The sequence below is a fragment of the Xanthomonas prunicola genome, assembly GCF_002846205.1.
GTDB lineage: Bacteria > Pseudomonadota > Gammaproteobacteria > Xanthomonadales > Xanthomonadaceae > Xanthomonas > Xanthomonas prunicola.
In genome coordinates this window covers 55,944-72,477 of the sequence record NZ_PHKV01000001.1, presented here as the reverse complement: position 1 = coordinate 72,477, position 16,534 = coordinate 55,944, and the positions used below count along the sequence as shown (strand labels likewise).

Sequence of the window (16,534 nt, the reverse complement as noted above, 5' to 3'; positions counted from 1 at the left end):
TGTCGGGGGAGGTGTGAGACATGTGGCAGACAGAAGTGTGCCGGTTGCCGACAGGGCATGGGCTATTCTGTGGCCTGTCTTCAACTCAGGAACCTGCGCCTGATGCGTCGAAAGATCGTTGCCGGAAATTGGAAGCTGCATGGCAGCCGCGCCTTCGCCACCGAGTTGGTGGCCAAACTCGCCGCGCACATGCCCCTGGAGGGTGTCGACGTCGTCATCCTGCCGCCACTGCCTTACCTCGGCGACCTGATCGAGGATTTCGAGGCCCATCACCTGGCGTTCGGAGCCCAGGACGTCAGCAGCAATGAGAAGGGTGCTTACACCGGCGAGGTGTCGGCCTCGATGCTGGTCGATGTCGGTGCCGTCTACGGGTTGGTCGGCCATTCCGAGCGCCGTCAGTATCATCAGGAGAGTAGCGAACTGGTGGCGCGTAAGTTCGCCGCCGCCATCCATGCTGGGCTGATTCCGGTGCTGTGCGTGGGCGAATCGCTGGAACAACGTGAAGCTGGTCAGACTGAGGCAATCCTACGTGCCCAGCTCGAACCGGTCCTGGCGCTGGTTGGTAGTGACGGTTTCGCAGGCGCAGTGCTGGCCTATGAACCGATCTGGGCCATTGGCACCGGCCGTACCGCCACCCCGGAGCAGGCCCAGGCCGTGCACGCCTTCCTGCGTGGCGAAGTCGCGAAGGCGGATGCTAGAATTGCCGATTCATTGCCCATCCTGTACGGGGGTAGTGTCAAGCCTGATAACGCCGGCGAGCTGTTCGAACAGCCCGATGTCGACGGCGGGCTTGTCGGAGGCGCCTCCTTGGTGGCCGAAGATTTCCTGGCCATTGCGCGTGCGGCGGCCGCTTGTTAACCCATTAAGTTTTGTCCGGGGACGGATTTCGAAATGCTGATGTTGATCCTCAATGTGGTCTACGTGCTGGTCGCGCTGGCGATGATTGCGCTGATCCTGATGCAGCGTGGCGCAGGTGCGGCGGCCGGTTCCGGCTTCGGTGCCGGCGCGTCTGGCACCGTGTTCGGTTCGCAGGGTGCCTCGAACTTCCTGTCCAAGTCGACCAAGTGGTTGGCGGTGGTGTTTTTCAGCATCAGCCTGTTCATGGCGTGGTATGCCACGCACGGCGCTCGTCCGACTGATCAGAACCTGGGTGTGATGTCGCAGTCGGCAACGCCGGCTCCGGCTGCCGCAGGCGAGCTGACCCAGCCGTTGCCGAAGGCGCCTGCCGCCGGTGCGGTACCGACCGCTCCGTCGCAGCCGGTTCCTGCCGCCGCGCCGGCAGCAGCGCCAGCACAGTCCGCACCGGCGCAGCCGGCGCCTGCAGCACGCGAAGAAAACGCTTCAGAACCAGCACAAAAACGCTGAAGCCGGTTACAATACGCTGCGCACTGGGATGCCCAGCGGCGCAACGTATGCCCAGGTGGCGGAATTGGTAGACGCACTACCTTGAGGTGGTAGCGACTTAGGTCGTAGGGGTTCGAGTCCCCTCTTGGGCACCATTGTTTGGCTGCAGTTCCTGCGCATCGTTCGTCGCGCGCGGGGTCTGCCTATACCCCATGCCGGCACGCGGCGCGTGTGGGCAGAGGCAAGAGAGAATCGCTGTGCTGGCCGAATATTTGCCGAGTCTGCTGTTTCTGATCGTCGCCACCGGTATCGGCATCGTGCTGATGTTGATTGGTCGGTTCCTCGCTCCGCGCAGCCCGGACGCGCGCAAGCTTTCTCCGTACGAGTGTGGCTTCGAGGCATTCGAAGACGCGCGCATGAAGTTCGATGTGCGCTACTACCTCATCGCGATCCAGTTCATCGTGTTCGATCTGGAAATCATCTTCATCGTGCCGTGGACGCAGGTGTTCATGGAGATCGGCGCACGTTCGCTGGTCACCATGGGGCTGTTCGTCGGCATGTTGTTCCTGGGCTTTATCTACGTGTGGAAGAAGGGAGCGCTGGAATGGGAGTGATTCAGACCCTGGATCGTCTGATGACCAACCCGATGCCGGAAGGCCGGGTGGAAGACATCCTGCGCCCGGAAGGCGAAAACCCGCTGCTCGAAAAGGGCTATGTGACCACCAGCGTCGATGCGCTGCTGAATTGGGCGCGCACCGGCTCGATGTGGCCGATGACGTTCGGTCTGGCCTGTTGCGCTGTCGAGATGATGCATGCCGGCGCCTCGCGCCTGGATCTTGACCGTTACGGCGTGGTGTTCCGCCCGTCGCCGCGTCAGTCCGACGTCATGATCGTCGCCGGTACCCTGGTCAACAAGATGGCCCCGGCGCTGCGCAAGGTCTACGACCAGATGCCGGATCCGAAGTGGGTCATTTCGATGGGCAGCTGCGCCAATGGCGGCGGCTACTACCATTATTCGTATTCGGTGGTGCGCGGTTGCGATCGCATCGTGCCGGTGGACATCTATGTCCCGGGCTGCCCGCCGACCGCCGAGGCCTTGGTCTACGGCATCTTGCAGCTGCAGAAGAAGATCTGGCGTACCCAGACGATCGCGCGCTGACACCCGTCTTCTTCCACCGAGAGCAGCCAAGCCCCCATGGCAGAGCAAGCATCCTCCTTCACTGACCGACTTGCGGCACGTTTCGCCGGTGCGCAGATTGCCGTGGCCTTGCCGCGCGGCGAAGTGACGCTGGAAGTCGCTGCAGCCGATTGGCACGCCACGTGTCTTGCATTGCGCGACGAGCTTGGTTTCGAGCAGCTCAGCGACCTGTGCGGCGTCGATTACCTGGGCTATGGCAGCGACGAGTGGGATACCGCCGACGTGTCGTCGCAGGGCTTCAGCCGCGGCGTCGAAGGCAAGGCCGTCGGTCGCTTCGGCTGGGGCGAGTTTCCCAGCCAGGAAAGCTCCACCGGCGCCCATCCGCAGCACATGCCCAAGCAGCGCTTTGCAGTGGTCGCCCAGCTGATGTCATACCAGCACAACCAGCGTCTGCGCGTGCGTTGCTACGCACCGGACGCGCAGGTGCCGGTGGTGGCGTCGGTCACCGATATCTGGCCGGGCGTGAACTGGTTCGAGCGCGAAGCCTTCGACCTGTTCGGCATCGTGTTCGACGGCCACCCGGACCTGCGCCGCATCCTGACCGACTACGGATTCGTCGGCCACCCGTTCCGCAAGGATTTCCCGCTGATCGGCAACGTCGAAGTGCGTTATGACGAAGAGCGCAAGCGCGTTGTGTACGAGCCGGTGACGTCGGTCGAGCCGCGCGTCGGTGTACCGCGCGTGATTCGCGACGATGCCCGCTATGAGACTGCCGCTGGTGAAGTGGGCAAGTCGGAGACTGCCAAGTGAGTGAGTTCCGCCAGGCAACCGATGCCTTCGCGAGCAATCCTGTCGAAAGCAAGCAGGAAATCCGCAATTACACGATGAACTTCGGCCCGCAGCATCCTGCGGCGCACGGCGTGTTGCGCCTGATCCTGGAAATGGACGGCGAAACCGTGGTGCGTGCCGATCCGCATATCGGCCTGCTGCACCGTGGCACCGAGAAGCTGGCCGAGTCCAAACCGTTCAACCAGTCGGTTCCGTACATGGATCGCCTGGATTACGTGTCGATGATGTGCAACGAGCACGCTTACGTGCGCGCGATCGAGTCCCTGATGGGCATCGAGGCGCCCGAGCGTGCGCAGTACATCCGCACCATGTTCGACGAGATCACCCGCATCAAGAACCACCTGATGTGGGTCGGTTCCAACGCGCTCGATCTGGGCGCAATGGCGGTGATGCTGTACGCGTTCCGCGAGCGCGAAGAATTGATGGACGTCTACGAGGCCGTCAGTGGCGCGCGCATGCACGCTGCCTACTACCGTCCCGGTGGCGTCTATCGCGATCTGCCCGATCGCATGCCCAAATACAAGGAATCCCGCTGGCACAAGGGCGGGGCACTGAAGAAGCTCAATGCAGCGCGCGAAGGCTCGATGCTGGACTTCCTCGAGGATTTCACCAATACGTTCCCGTCGCGTGTGGACGAGTACGAGACGCTGCTGACCGATAACCGCATCTGGAAGCAGCGTACCGTCGATGTCGGCATCATCAGCCCGGATCTGGCGCGTGCCTGGGGCATGACCGGCCCGATGCTGCGTGGCTCGGGCATCGAATGGGACCTGCGCAAGAAGCAGCCGTACGCCAAGTACGACGCAGTGGAGTTCGACGTGCCGGTCGGCACCAATGGCGACTGCTACGACCGCTATCTGGTGCGCGTGGCCGAGATGCGCGAGTCCAACCGCATCATCAAGCAATGCGTGAAGTGGCTGAAGGCCAATCCTGGCCCGGTCATGGTCACCAATTTCAAGGTCGCTCCGCCAAGCCGCGAAGGCATGAAGGACGACATGGAAGCGCTGATCCATCACTTCAAGCTGTTTAGTGAAGGTTACTGCGTGCCGGCCGGCGAAACCTACAGCGCGGTCGAAGCGCCCAAGGGCGAGTTCGGTTGCTACCTGATGTCCGATGGCGCCAACAAGCCGTTCCGCGTGCATCTGCGCGCGCCGGGTTTTGCGCATCTGTCGTCGATGGACGCGGTGGTGCGTGGCTATTTGCTGGCCGACGTCGTGGCGATGATCGGTACTTACGATTTGGTTTTCGGTGAGGTTGACCGATGAAGGCGACGGGTAATTTCGAAGCGGCGCGCGACGTCGATCCGCAGGTGGTGCTGAGCGACAAGACGCGCGCGCACATCGATCACTGGCTGGCCAAGTTTCCGCCCGATCGCAAGCGTTCGGCGGTGCTGCAGGGCCTGCATGCTGCGCAGGAGCAGAATCAGGGCTGGCTGACCGATGAGCTGATCGTCGGTGTGGCCAAGTATCTGGAACTGCCGCCGGTGTGGGCTTACGAGGTCGCCAGCTTCTACTCGATGTTCGAGACCGAGAAGGTCGGCCGCCACAACGTGGCATTCTGCACCAACATCAGCTGCTGGCTCAACGGCGCCGAAGATCTGCTGGCGCACGCCGAGAAGAAACTGGGTTGCAAGCTGGGGCAGTCGACGGCCGATGGCCGCGTCTACCTCAAGCGCGAAGAAGAGTGCCTGGCGGCCTGCTCTGCAGCGCCGATGATGGTCATCAACGGCCATTACCACGAGCACCTGACGAAAGAGAAGGTCGACGCGCTGCTGGACGGGCTGGAGTAAGACATGGCACATCATCACGCACCTACAGGTCCGGTCGGTCCGGCGCCGTTGCCCCATCAGGTCGTCTATACGACGCTGCATTACGACACCCCGTGGTCGTATGAGAGCTATCTGAAAACCGGTGGCTACGCTGCGCTGCGTAAGATTCTCGAAGAGAAGATTCCGCCGGCCGACGTCATCGAAATGGTCAAGGCCTCTAACCTGCGCGGCCGCGGTGGCGCAGGCTTCCCGACCGGTCTGAAGTGGTCGTTCATGCCCAAGGGCAACATGCAGAAGTACATCCTGTGCAATTCGGACGAATCCGAGCCGGGAACCTGCAAGGACCGCGACATCCTGCGTTACAACCCGCATTCGGTGGTGGAGGGCATGGCGATCGCCTGCTACGCCACCGGTTCGACCGTGGGCTACAACTACCTGCGCGGCGAGTTCCACCACGAGCCGTTCGAGAACTTCGAACTGGCGCTGGCCGATGCCTATGCCAACGGCTGGCTGGGCAAGAACATTCTCGGCAGCGGCGTGGATATCGATATCTACGGTGCGCTGGGTGCCGGCGCCTACATCTGCGGCGAAGAAACCGCGCTGATGGAATCGCTGGAAGGCAAGAAGGGCCAGCCGCGCTACAAGCCGCCGTTCCCGGCCAACTTCGGCCTGTACGGCAAGCCGACCACCATCAACAACACCGAGACCTATGCGTCGGTGCCGGCGATCATTCGCAACGGCCCGGAGTGGTTCTTGGGGCTGAGCAAGACCAAGAACGGCGGCCCGAAGATCTTCTCGGTGTCCGGTTGCGTGCAGAAGGGCGGCAACTTCGAAGTGCCACTCGGCACCACCTTCGATGAGCTGCTGGAAATGGCCGGTGGCCTGCGTCCGGGCCGCAAGCTCAAGGGCGTGGTGCCCGGCGGCGTGTCGATGCCGGTGCTGAAGGCCGACCAGGTCGCTGGTCTGCAGATGGATTACGACACCTTGCGCGCGCTCGGTACGGGCCTGGGTTCCGGCGCCATCGTGGTGCTGGACGACAGCGTCTGCTGCGTGCGTTTCGCTTGCCGCATCTCGCAGTTCTTCCACAAGGAATCCTGCGGCCAGTGCACGCCGTGCCGCGAAGGCACCGGCTGGATGCACCGCGTGCTGGAGCGCATCGTCGCCGGCAAGGCCACGATGGAAGACCTGCACCAGCTGCGTACCGTGGCCGGCCAGATCGAAGGGCACACCATCTGCGCGTTCGGTGAAGCGGCGGCGTGGCCGATTCAGGGCTTCCTGCGCCAGTTCTGGGACGAGTTCGAGTACTACATCGTCAACGGTCGTTCGATCGTCGATACGCAAGTCGGAGTGGCTGCATGAGCGCCCAACCAGTGAACCCGAACGTGCCGCCGGACCATGTCACCGTCGAAATCGACGGCCAGAGCCTGGTGGTGCCGAAGGGCTCGATGATCATCCAGGCGGCCGACAAGGCCGGCATCCCGATCCCGCGCTTCTGCTACCACGAGAAGCTGCCGATCGCGGCCAACTGCCGCATGTGCCTGGTCGATGTCGAAAAGTCGCCGAAGCCGTCGCCCGCCTGCGCCACGCCGGTGATGGACGGCATGAAGGTCACCACGCGTAGCGAAAAGGCGCTGAAGTACCAGCGCAGCGTGATGGAGTTCCTGCTGATCAACCACCCGCTGGACTGCCCGATCTGCGATCAGGGCGGCGAGTGCGAGCTGCAGGACGTCTCGCTCGGCTACGGCCGTTCGGTCAGCCGTTTCAACGAGCGCAAGCGCGTGGTGCCGGACGAGGATATCGGTCCGTTGGTCGCCACCGAGATGACCCGCTGCATCCAGTGCACCCGTTGCGTGCGCTTCACTGCAGACATTGCCGGTACCTACGAGTTGGGCGGCATGTATCGCGGCGAAAACCTGCAGATCGGCACCTACGACGGCAAGCCGCTGACCACCGAGATTTCCGGCAACGTCATCGACGTATGCCCGGTGGGCGCGCTGACCAACAAGGTGTTCCAGTTCCGCGCGCGTCCGTGGGAATTGATGGCGCGCGAGTCGCTGGGCTACCACGATGCGATGGGCTCGAACCTGTTCCTGCACGTACGTCGCGGCGAAGTGCTGCGCACCGTGCCGCGCGAGAACGAGGCGGTCAACGAGTGCTGGCTGTCCGATCGCGACCGTTACTCGCATCAGGGTCTGTACTCCGAAGACCGTGCGGTCAAGCCGCTGAAGAAGATCAACGGCGAGTGGACAGAAGTGAGCTGGACCGAAGGTCTGGCCGCTGCGACCCAGATCCTGCGCGACAACGCTGGCGATCAGCTTGGCGTCCTGGTGCATCCATCCACCTCCAACGAGGAAGGCGCGCTGCTGGTGCGTCTGGCCGAAGGTCTGGGTAGCGGCAATCTGGATCACCGTCTACTCACTCGCGATTTTTCCGACGCTGCGGTGGCCGAAGCCTTTGCAACGCCGCTGGCCGAGATCGAACAGGCCGATGTGGTGGTGTTGTTCGGCACCAACGTGCGGCATGAATTGCCGTTGCTGCATGCACGTCTGCGCAAGGCGCAGGTGCAGAACCGGACCCAGATTCACTCGGTCAATCCGGTCGATTTCGATTTTGCTTTTACTCAGGCGAGCCGCACCGTGGTGGCGCCGTCGCAGCTGGAAGCTGCGCTCGACGACGCAACGCTGCGCGATGCGGTCAAGGGCGCAAGCCGGGCCGTCATCGTAGTCGGCGCCTTGGCCGAAAACCATCCGCAGGCTGCGGCGCTGCGTGCTGCTGCACGCGATTTTGCCGCCGCCACCGGCGCATCGTTGTGCCGCATCCCGCAGGGGGCCAATGCCGTCGGTCTGGTGTCGCAGGGCGTGCTGCCCACCGCGCGCGATGTCGCCGGCATGCTGGCCCAGCCGCGTCAGGCCTACGTGTTGTATGGCATCGAGCCGGGTCTGGATTTTGCCGATGCCGTCGCTGCACGCAGTGCGTTGGCGGGTGCCAAGGTCGTTGCATTCAGCCAGTTCGCCTGCGCGTCGACGCGCGATGTGGCCGATGTGATCCTGCCGATCGGTGCGTTGCCGGAAATCGATGCATCGCTGACCAATCTCGATGGTCGCGTGCAGACCGCACGTGCCGCAGGCCGCCTGCCGGTCGAAGCGCGCGAGGGTTGGCGCGTGTTGCGTGCACTCGGTGGTGAGCTGGGTCTGGCCGGGTTCGAATTCATCGACCTGGTTGGCCTGCGCGCCGGCATGCAGAACCGCGATGTGCGCCCGGTGTCCTCGGCTCAGCCGCAGGCCACCCATGACGGGCTGGAGGTTGCGGCAACCGCTGCGATCTATCGCACCGATGCGGTGGTACGTCGCGCCGCTGCGCTGCAATCGCATCCGCTCAACATCGCACCGTGCGTGGCGATGCATCCGGAGCAGGCTGCACAGTTGCAGGTCCAGGCAGGTCAGATGGTCAAGGTCGGTACCGATGCCGGTAAGGCAACGTTGCCGGTGGTGCTGGACAAGCGCGTCGCACCGGGCACGGTGTGGATCGAATCCGGCCATGGCGCAACCGCGCCGCTCGGTGCCGGTCGTGTAACGGTGGTGGCTGCATGAACGAATTGCTGTTGAACCTGGTCGACCCCTTGCACCAGTGGTTTCTGGGACTGGGCGATGGCGGCGTGGTGCTCTGGTCGGTATTGAAGATCCTGCTGATCGCCGTGCCGGTGATTATCTCGGTGGCCTTCTACGTGGTCTGGGAGCGCAAGCTGATCGGCTGGATGCACGTGCGCCACGGGCCCATGTATGTGGGAATGGGCATCTTCCAGGCCTTCGCCGACGTGTTCAAACTCCTGTTCAAGGAGATCCTGCAGCCGAGTAGCTCGCACAAGGCGATGTTCATCATCGCCCCGTTGCTGACCCTGGCACCTGCATTTGCCGCGTGGTCGGTGGTGCCGTTCGATGCGAAGCTGGTGTTGTCCAACGCCAACGTCGGTCTGCTGTATCTGCTGGCGATGACCTCGCTGGGCGTGTACGGCATCATCCTCGCTGGCTGGGCCTCCAACTCCAAGTACGCCTTCCTGGGTGCGATGCGCTCGGCCGCGCAGGTGGTCAGCTACGAAATCGCGATGGGCTTTGCGCTGGTCGGCGTCATGATCGCTTCCGGCAGCGTCAACCTCAGCCAGATCGTGTTTGCGCAAGCGGGTAATTCCGGCTTCTTCGACTGGTTCCTGATTCCGCTGTTCCCCTTGTTCATCGTGTACTGGGTCTCCGGCGTTGCCGAAACCAATCGCGCGCCGTTCGACGTGGTGGAAGGCGAATCGGAAATCGTCGCCGGCCACATGGTGGAATATTCGGGCGGTGCATTCGCACTGTTCTTCCTGGCCGAATACGCCAACATGATCCTGGTCAGCTTCCTGATCTCGATCTTCTTCCTGGGCGGCTGGCTGAGCCCGATCCAGGGTTGGGTCACAGCGGATATTTCGCCGTGGGTCAATTGGGTGTGGACTGGCGGTTGGCCGTGGCTGCTGATGAAGGTGTTCTTCTTCGCCAGCGCCTACATCTGGTTCCGTGCCAGTTTCCCGCGCTACCGCTACGACCAGATCATGCGTCTGGGCTGGAAGGTGTTCATTCCGCTCACGATCGTGTGGATCGCAGTGACGGCGTTGATGGTGTTTTACGGCGTGATCCAGAAGGGCGTGTAACTGATGAACAAGATCACCCATTACTTCAAGAGCTTGCTCCTGCTCGAACTGCTCGGAGGCTTGTGGCTGACGTTGAAATACACGTTCAAGCCCAAGTACACCGTGCTGTATCCGATGGAGAAGTTTCCGCAGTCGCCGCGTTTCCGTGGCCTGCATGCGCTGCGCCGCTACCCCAACGGCGAAGAGCGCTGCATCGCCTGCAAACTGTGCGAAGCGGTGTGCCCGGCGCTGGCAATCACCATCGATTCGGCCAAGCGCGAAGACGGTAGTCGCCGCACGACGCGTTACGACATCGACCTGTTCAAGTGCATCTTCTGCGGTTTCTGTGAGGAAAGCTGCCCGGTGGACTCGATCGTCGAGACGCACATCCTCGAGTATCACTTCGAGAAGCGTGGCGAAAACATTATCAACAAGCCGCAGCTGCTGGCGATCGGAGACCGGTTAGAAACCGAGATCGCCGAGCGTCGCGCTGCCGATGCCGCCTTCCGTTGAGGTCATGATGGACTGGGTCTCTATTGCTTTTTACGCCTTCTCCGCCGTCGCGGTCGTGTCCGCCGGTGCGGTGATCAGCGTGCGCAACCCGGTGTACGCCGTGTTGTGCCTGATCCTCACCTTCTTCTCGATGGCCTGTATCTGGCTGCTGGTCGGTGCCGAGTTCCTTGGCGTCACCCTGGTGCTGGTCTACGTCGGCGCGGTGATGGTGTTGTTCCTGTTCGTGGTGATGATGCTGGACATCGACACCAGTCGGCTGCGCGAGGGCTGGGTCAAGTACATGCCGCTGGGCGTGATCGTTGCGGTGGCGATGCTGGCGCAGATGGTCACCTTGATCGGGGTCAAGTCGCGCACTGCCACGCCGTTTCCGGTCGACAATGCAGCAGCGCAGGCTGCCGACAGCTCGAACCTGACCTGGCTGGCCAAGAGCCTGTACACCGAGTTCCTGCTGCCGTTCGAATTTGCCGCGGTGATTCTGACCGTGGCGGTAGTGGCTGCGGTGATGCTGACCCTGCGCAAGCGCACCGGCATCAAGCTGCAGAACGCCGGCGAGCAGTCGCGAGTGAAGGCTGGCGACCGTTTGCGCATGGTCAAAATGGCGGTTGAAAAGCCGGTACAGGTTGCGCCGCAGAGTGACGCGGCCGACGGACAGGAGGCGAAGTCTTGATTACCTTGGGCCACCTGCTGGGACTGGGCGCGGTGCTGTTCTGCATCTCCCTGGCCGGCATCTTCCTCAACCGCAAGAACGTCATCGTGTTGCTGATGTCGATCGAGTTGATGCTGCTGTCGGTCAACGTCAACTTCATCGCGTTCTCGCGCGAGCTTGGCGATACCGCCGGTCAGTTGTTCGTGTTCTTCATCCTGACCGTTGCCGCCGCAGAGGCCGCCATCGGTCTTGCGATCCTGGTGACTCTGTTCCGTACGCGCCGCACGATCAATGTGGCCGAAGTCGACACGTTGAAGGGCTGACCCGTAGATGGAAATCACTCTCTCCAAGAGTCTGCTGATCGCAGTGGTGCTTGCACCGCTGGTCGGCAGCATCATCGCCGGCCTGTTCGGTCGTCAGGTGGGGCGCAAGGGCGCGCAGTACGTCACCATCCTCGGCGTGGCGGTCAGCTGTGTGTTGTCGTGCCTGACCCTGTATCAATTGGTGGAGCAGGGCGCCAGCCCGTTCAACCAGAACCTGTATACCTTCTTCGACGTCGGCAATTACTCCGCGCATGTCGGCTTCATGGTCGATCGCCTGACCGCGATGATGATGGTGGTGGTGACCTTCGTGTCGCTGCTGGTGCACATCTACACCATCGGCTACATGGAGGAAGACCCGGGTTACCAGCGCTTCTTCAGCTACATCTCGTTGTTCACCTTCTCCATGCTGACGCTGGTGATGAGCAACAACTTCCTGCAGCTGTTCTTCGGCTGGGAAGCGGTGGGTCTGGTGTCGTACCTGCTGATCGGGTTCTGGTTCAAGCGCCCGACCGCCGTGTTCGCCAACATGAAGGCCTTCCTGGTCAATCGCGTCGGCGACTTCGGCTTCATCCTCGGCATTGCCGGCGTGTTGTTGTGGTTCGGTTCGCTGGATTACTCCACCGTGTTTGCCAACGCGACCACCATGGCCGGTGCCAAGGTGCAGCTGTTCGCAGGCCACGAGTGGAGCGTGATGACGCTGATCTGCATCTGCCTGTTCATCGGTGCGATGGGCAAGTCGGCGCAGGTGCCGCTGCATGTGTGGTTGCCGGACTCGATGGAAGGCCCGACCCCGATCTCGGCGCTGATCCACGCTGCCACGATGGTCACCGCCGGCATCTTCATGGTGGCGCGTATGTCGCCGCTGTTCGAGCTGTCCGAAACCGCGCTGAACTTCATCCTGTTCATCGGTGCGACCACGGCCTTCTTCACCGGCCTGATCGGCATCGTGCAGAACGACATCAAGCGCGTGGTCGCGTACTCGACGCTGTCCCAGCTCGGCTACATGACCGTGGCGCTGGGCGTGTCGGCCTATTCGGCCGCCGTGTTCCACCTGATGACGCATGCCTTCTTCAAGGCGCTGCTGTTCCTGGCGGCCGGCTCGGTCATCATCGGCATGCACCACGAGCAGGACATGCGCAAGATGGGCGGCCTGCGCAAGTACATGAAGGTGACTTACTGGACCAGCGTGATCGGGACCCTGGCGCTGGTCGGTACGCCGTTCTTCTCCGGGTTCTACTCGAAGGACACCATCATCGAAGCGGCTGCGCATCACGCACATGAGTCGCATAGCTGGATCGCGACCTATGGCTACTGGGCCGTGCTCGGCGGCGTGCTGGTCACCAGCTTCTACAGCTTCCGCCTGCTGTTCCTGACCTTCCACGGCAAGGAACGTTTCCGCGATGCCCATGCGCACGATGCGCATGCACACCACGACAGCGCGCACACCGATGCCGAGGCGCAGGTCCACGCGCACGACAGTCATGCGCACGACGCACATGCACACGACGCACATGCACACGATACGCACGGCCACGACGACCACGGTCATGGCCACCATGGTGCGCACGAGCCGCACGAATCCAAGTGGGTGGTGACGCTGCCGTTGATCCTGCTGGCGATCCCGTCGGTGGCGATCGGCTTCTTCACCATCGGCCCGATGTTGTTCGGCACCGATTGGCAGGGCCATCACCCCGCGCACGCGCTCAAAGGGCAGGCCGTGTCGTTCTTCACCGGCATCGTCGACTTCTACGACCCGGCACGCGATACCGTCGGTGCGCTGGCCGAAGAATTCCACGGCCCGGTCGCGTTCGCGTTGCACGGCATGATGGCGGCGCCGTTCTTCCTGACGGTCGCCGGTCTGTTGCTCGCTGCGCTGTTCTATCTGTGGAAGCCCGACCTGGCCACCAAGTCGCGCAAGGCGTTCGCGCCGATCGTGTGGCTGCTGGAAAACAAATACGGCTTCGACAAGCTGTGGATCAATGGCTTCGCCGGTGGCGGTGTTGTCCTTGGCAAGGCGTCACGCGCCATCGATACCCATGTGGTCGACGGTGTCGTCGTCAATGGTTCTGCCCGACTGATCGACCTGGCTGCAAATCTGCTGCGTCGCACGCAATCCGGTTTCCTCTATCACTACGCCTTCGCAATGATCATCGGTTTGATCGCCTTGTTGGCGGTACTGATGCATTTCTGGCGTTGACCTGTACGGAATAAGAAAACGTGTCGAACTGGCCTTTACTGTCTATCTTGATCTGGCTGCCGATTATCGGTGGCGCCCTGATCCTTGCGTTGCGCAACGCCGAGACTGCCCGCTGGGCATCCCTGGCGGTGGCGGTGGCGACCTTTGTGCTGAGTCTGCCGCTGCTGGGCTACGACACGGCCAATGACGCGATGCAGTTCATCGAACTGCACGCCTGGATTCCGGCCTACAACATCGGCTACAACCTGGGCGTGGATGGCATCGCGGTCGCGTTGATCGTGCTGACCACGCTGGTGACCGTACTGGCCCTGATCGGCGCCTGGCGCTCGATCGACAAGCGCGTCAATCAGTACGTCGCCGCGTTCCTGATTCTGGAAGGCGTCACGGTCGGTATCTTCGCTGCCACCGACGCGATGCTGTTCTATGTCTTCTTCGAAGCCATGCTGATCCCGATGTTCCTGATCATCGGCGTCTGGGGCGGTCCGCGGCGTATCTACGCGGCGATGAAGTTCTTCCTCTACACCTTCCTCGGCTCGGTGCTGATGCTGGTGGGTCTGGTCTACCTGTACCTGAAGGGCGGCAGCTTCCAGCTCGCCGACCTGTATGCGCTGCAGCTGACCGCCAAGGAGCAGACCTGGATCTTCTTCGCGTTCCTGATCGCGTTCGCGGTCAAGGTGCCGATGTTCCCGGTGCACACCTGGTTGCCGGATGCGCACGTGGAAGCACCGACGGCCGGTTCGGTGATCCTGGCGGCGATTGCGTTGAAGATCGGTGGCTACGGCTTCCTGCGCTTCAATCTGCCCATCGTTCCCGATGCCAGCCATGAGTTCGCGTGGCTGGTGATCACGCTGTCGCTGATCGCGGTGATCTACGTCGGCCTGGTGGCATTGGTGCAGGACGACATGAAGAAGCTGGTGGCGTATTCGTCCATCGCGCACATGGGTTTCGTCACCCTCGGCACCTTCATCGCCTTCACCCTGGTGCGCGAGTACGGCAGCACCGATGCGGCTCGCCTGGGCCTGCAGGGCGCGATGGTGCAGATGATTTCGCACGGCTTCGTGTCCGGCGCGATGTTCTCCTGCATCGGTGTGCTGTACGACCGCATGCACACGCGTCGCATCGCCGACTACGGCGGCGTGGTCAATGTGATGCCGTGGTTCGCCACTTTCTCCATGTTGTTCTTCATGGCGAACGCCGGCTTGCCGGGCACCAGTGGTTTTGTCGGTGAATTCATGGTGATCCTGGCCAGCTTCCAGAAGCACCCGCTGGTTGCCTTCGCTGCTGCCACGACGTTGGTGATCACCGCTGCCTACACACTGTGGCTCTACAAGCGCGTGTTCTTCGGCGAAGTGGCCAACGCACACGTGGCCGAGCTGAAGGACATCAATGGCCGCGAAGCATTCGTGCTGGGGGTCTTCGCCGCTGGCGTGCTGGCCCTGGGCCTGTACCCGAAGCCGCTGACCGATCTGATGGAACCCTCGATCGCCAAGCTGGCTACCCAGATTGCCGCGACCAAGCTCTGACCGCTTGCCGTACGTTTTGATTTCCAGGATTTAATGATGACCACGCCAACGCTCGCGCCGTTGACCACCGCTGACCTGGCTCCGCTTGTACCGGAGTTGGTGCTGATTGGCGGCGCCTTCGCACTGCTGATGCTCGACCTGTTCGTGAGCCAGCGGAACAAGGTCTGGACCCACCTGTTCTCCGTCGCTGTTCTTGCCGTGGTGCTCGTGTTGTTGGCGACCGGCACGGGCGGGCAGGGCGATATCTTCAACGGCATGTTCGTTCGCGACACTGCGGCTGATGTCATGAAGACCGTGATCGTGCTGGTCAGCGGACTGAGCTTGGTCTATGGCTGGACTTACTTGCGCGAACGCAATCTCTACCAGGGCGAAATTCCGGTATTGGTGCTGTTCGCCACCGCCGGCATGATGTTGCTGGCGTCGGCCGGCAGCCTATTGATGGTCTATCTGGGTCTGGAGTTGCTGGCGCTGTGCTCCTACGCACTGGTCGCTTCCAACCGCGACAATGGCCTGGCTACCGAAGCGGCGATGAAATACTTCGTGCTCGGGTCACTGGCATCGGGCTTGCTGTTGTACGGCATGTCGCTGGTGTACGGCGCTACCGGTACGCTCAGCCTGGCCGGCATCCACGACGCGATCGAAGGCTCCAACGAGCGCACGTTGCTGCTCACCGGCACCATCTTCATGATCGCCGGCGTCGCCTTCAAACTGGGCGCTGCGCCATTCCACATGTGGTTGCCCGACGTATATCAGGGTGCGCCTGCGCCGATCGCATTGTTCATCAGCTCGGCGCCCAAGCTTGCGGCATTCGGTATGGCGTATCGCCTGCTGGAAGTCGGTATGGGTCCGTTGTCTCCGCAATGGCATCTGCTGATCGGCGGTCTGTCGGCTGTGTCGTTGGTCGTCGGCAACCTAATGGCCATTGCGCAGAGCAACCTCAAGCGCATGCTCGCGTATTCGACCGTCTCGCACATCGGCTTCTTGCTGATGGGCGTGGCAGGTGGCGGCGAAGAAGGCTATGCAGCTGCGATGTTTTACGCGGTCAGCTACACCATCATGTCCACTGCTTCGTTCGGCGCCATCATTGCGCTGTCGCGTAATGGGTTTGAAGCGGAGAACATCGACGACTTCAAGGGACTCAACGCGCGCAATCCGTGGATGGCTGGCCTGGTGCTATGCATCATGGCGTCGTTGGCAGGTATCCCGCCGTTCCTGGGTTTCTGGACCAAGCTGGCAGTACTGGGCGCGGCAGTGAAGGGCGACATGCTGTGGCTGGCCCTGGTCGGTGTGATCTGTGCGGTGATCGGTGCGTACTACTACCTGCGTGTCATCAAGGTCATGTACTTCGACGAGCCGGTAGGCGAGCCGTTGCCGGCCAATAACGATCGCGTGCTGGGCACTGTGCTCGGCGTCAACGCGCTGGCCCTGCTTGCACTTGGTCTGGCCTGGAGCCCGATCATGGTGTGGTGCCAGCGCGCATTCGCCGGTCTCGCGTAAGACCGCTGCGTCAGCGCGACGTCTTGCGATGCCACATCCTCTGTGTGGCATCGCACTGAAATAAAACTGTGCTGAGTGT

At 62.2% G+C, this 16,534-nt stretch carries 16 protein-coding genes and 1 tRNA gene; all 17 read left to right on the top strand.

Features of this window, described 5'->3' with window-relative positions; translation table 11 throughout:
• Positions 1-102 precede the first annotated feature (102 nt).
• A complete protein-coding gene (gene tpiA / locus XpruCFBP8353_RS00365) occupies positions 103-858 on the top strand; it encodes a triose-phosphate isomerase (RefSeq protein ID WP_101361435.1) in 756 nt (251 codons plus the stop codon).
• Positions 859-891: 33 nt separating this feature from the next.
• Positions 892-1,365 carry a preprotein translocase subunit SecG gene (gene secG / locus XpruCFBP8353_RS00360; protein WP_101361434.1) on the top strand — a complete coding sequence of 158 codons (474 nt, stop codon included), beginning with the start codon at positions 892-894 and terminating at the stop codon, positions 1,363-1,365.
• Between the two features lie 49 nt (positions 1,366-1,414).
• A tRNA-Leu gene (locus XpruCFBP8353_RS00355) sits at positions 1,415-1,499 on the top strand.
• Positions 1,500-1,601: 102 nt separating this feature from the next.
• The gene (locus tag XpruCFBP8353_RS00350; protein ID WP_005991364.1) at positions 1,602-1,958 is read left to right on the top strand and encodes an NADH-quinone oxidoreductase subunit A; all 357 of its coding nucleotides are present in this window, start codon (positions 1,602-1,604) and stop codon (positions 1,956-1,958) included.
• The gene (locus XpruCFBP8353_RS00345; RefSeq protein ID WP_010371165.1) at positions 1,949-2,503 is read left to right on the top strand and encodes a NuoB/complex I 20 kDa subunit family protein; all 555 of its coding nucleotides are present in this window, start codon (positions 1,949-1,951) and stop codon (positions 2,501-2,503) included. The genes XpruCFBP8353_RS00350 and XpruCFBP8353_RS00345 overlap by 10 nt, the downstream gene beginning before the upstream one ends.
• A 36-nt stretch (positions 2,504-2,539) precedes the next feature.
• Positions 2,540-3,292 carry an NADH-quinone oxidoreductase subunit C gene (locus tag XpruCFBP8353_RS00340; RefSeq protein WP_101361433.1) on the top strand — a complete coding sequence of 251 codons (753 nt, stop codon included), beginning with the start codon at positions 2,540-2,542 and terminating at the stop codon, positions 3,290-3,292.
• A complete protein-coding gene (locus XpruCFBP8353_RS00335; RefSeq protein ID WP_101361432.1) occupies positions 3,289-4,596 on the top strand; it encodes an NADH-quinone oxidoreductase subunit D in 1,308 nt (435 codons plus the stop codon). Before XpruCFBP8353_RS00340 ends, XpruCFBP8353_RS00335 begins: the two co-directional genes overlap by 4 nt.
• Positions 4,593-5,120, top strand: coding sequence for an NADH-quinone oxidoreductase subunit NuoE (nuoE, locus tag XpruCFBP8353_RS00330; protein ID WP_005991372.1), 528 nt, complete (start codon positions 4,593-4,595; stop codon positions 5,118-5,120). The genes XpruCFBP8353_RS00335 and nuoE overlap by 4 nt, the downstream gene beginning before the upstream one ends.
• Before the next feature lie 3 nt (positions 5,121-5,123).
• Positions 5,124-6,458 carry an NADH-quinone oxidoreductase subunit NuoF gene (nuoF, locus tag XpruCFBP8353_RS00325; protein ID WP_101361431.1) on the top strand — a complete coding sequence of 445 codons (1,335 nt, stop codon included), beginning with the start codon at positions 5,124-5,126 and terminating at the stop codon, positions 6,456-6,458.
• Positions 6,455-8,689, top strand: a complete 2,235-nt coding sequence (gene nuoG, locus XpruCFBP8353_RS00320; RefSeq protein ID WP_101361430.1) for an NADH-quinone oxidoreductase subunit NuoG — start codon at positions 6,455-6,457, stop codon at positions 8,687-8,689. Before nuoF ends, nuoG begins: the two co-directional genes overlap by 4 nt.
• Positions 8,686-9,777: an NADH-quinone oxidoreductase subunit NuoH gene (gene nuoH / locus XpruCFBP8353_RS00315; RefSeq protein ID WP_101361429.1), complete on the top strand. Its 1,092-nt coding sequence runs from the start codon at positions 8,686-8,688 to the stop codon at positions 9,775-9,777. Before nuoG ends, nuoH begins: the two co-directional genes overlap by 4 nt.
• A 3-nt stretch (positions 9,778-9,780) precedes the next feature.
• Positions 9,781-10,269 carry an NADH-quinone oxidoreductase subunit NuoI gene (gene nuoI, locus XpruCFBP8353_RS00310; RefSeq protein ID WP_101361428.1) on the top strand — a complete coding sequence of 163 codons (489 nt, stop codon included), beginning with the start codon at positions 9,781-9,783 and terminating at the stop codon, positions 10,267-10,269.
• Between the two features lie 4 nt (positions 10,270-10,273).
• Complete coding sequence (locus XpruCFBP8353_RS00305) at positions 10,274-10,936, top strand: NADH-quinone oxidoreductase subunit J (protein WP_207759582.1); 663 nt, start codon at positions 10,274-10,276, stop codon at positions 10,934-10,936.
• Positions 10,933-11,238, top strand: coding sequence for an NADH-quinone oxidoreductase subunit NuoK (gene nuoK / locus XpruCFBP8353_RS00300; protein WP_005914274.1), 306 nt, complete (start codon positions 10,933-10,935; stop codon positions 11,236-11,238). Before XpruCFBP8353_RS00305 ends, nuoK begins: the two co-directional genes overlap by 4 nt.
• Positions 11,239-11,245: 7 nt before the next feature.
• A complete protein-coding gene (gene nuoL, locus XpruCFBP8353_RS00295) occupies positions 11,246-13,435 on the top strand; it encodes an NADH-quinone oxidoreductase subunit L (RefSeq protein ID WP_101361427.1) in 2,190 nt (729 codons plus the stop codon).
• Positions 13,436-13,455: 20 nt separating this feature from the next.
• Positions 13,456-14,958 (top strand): NADH-quinone oxidoreductase subunit M, encoded by a 1,503-nt coding sequence (locus XpruCFBP8353_RS00290; RefSeq protein ID WP_101361426.1) that lies wholly within the window; start codon positions 13,456-13,458, stop codon positions 14,956-14,958.
• Positions 14,959-14,994: 36 nt separating this feature from the next.
• On the top strand, positions 14,995-16,455 hold the full coding sequence (gene nuoN / locus XpruCFBP8353_RS00285) for an NADH-quinone oxidoreductase subunit NuoN (protein ID WP_003485567.1): 1,461 nt from the start codon (positions 14,995-14,997) through the stop codon (positions 16,453-16,455).
• Positions 16,456-16,534 lie beyond the last annotated feature (79 nt).

What these genes read in the sequence shown, in the direction of transcription:
- tpiA (WP_101361435.1), top strand. Translation starts at nt 103, where the DNA reads ATGCGTCGAAAGATCGTTGCCGGAAATTGGAAGCTGCATGGCAGCCGC.
- secG (WP_101361434.1), top strand. Translation starts at nt 892, where the DNA reads ATGCTGATGTTGATCCTCAATGTGGTCTACGTGCTGGTCGCGCTGGCG.
- XpruCFBP8353_RS00345 (WP_010371165.1), top strand. Translation starts at nt 1,949, where the DNA reads ATGGGAGTGATTCAGACCCTGGATCGTCTGATGACCAACCCGATGCCG.
- XpruCFBP8353_RS00340 (WP_101361433.1), top strand. Translation starts at nt 2,540, where the DNA reads ATGGCAGAGCAAGCATCCTCCTTCACTGACCGACTTGCGGCACGTTTC.
- nuoE (WP_005991372.1), top strand. Translation starts at nt 4,593, where the DNA reads ATGAAGGCGACGGGTAATTTCGAAGCGGCGCGCGACGTCGATCCGCAG.
- nuoF (WP_101361431.1), top strand. Translation starts at nt 5,124, where the DNA reads ATGGCACATCATCACGCACCTACAGGTCCGGTCGGTCCGGCGCCGTTG.
- nuoG (WP_101361430.1), top strand. Translation starts at nt 6,455, where the DNA reads ATGAGCGCCCAACCAGTGAACCCGAACGTGCCGCCGGACCATGTCACC.
- nuoH (WP_101361429.1), top strand. Translation starts at nt 8,686, where the DNA reads ATGAACGAATTGCTGTTGAACCTGGTCGACCCCTTGCACCAGTGGTTT.
- nuoI (WP_101361428.1), top strand. Translation starts at nt 9,781, where the DNA reads ATGAACAAGATCACCCATTACTTCAAGAGCTTGCTCCTGCTCGAACTG.
- XpruCFBP8353_RS00305 (WP_207759582.1), top strand. Translation starts at nt 10,274, where the DNA reads ATGATGGACTGGGTCTCTATTGCTTTTTACGCCTTCTCCGCCGTCGCG.
- nuoL (WP_101361427.1), top strand. Translation starts at nt 11,246, where the DNA reads ATGGAAATCACTCTCTCCAAGAGTCTGCTGATCGCAGTGGTGCTTGCA.
- nuoN (WP_003485567.1), top strand. Translation starts at nt 14,995, where the DNA reads ATGACCACGCCAACGCTCGCGCCGTTGACCACCGCTGACCTGGCTCCG.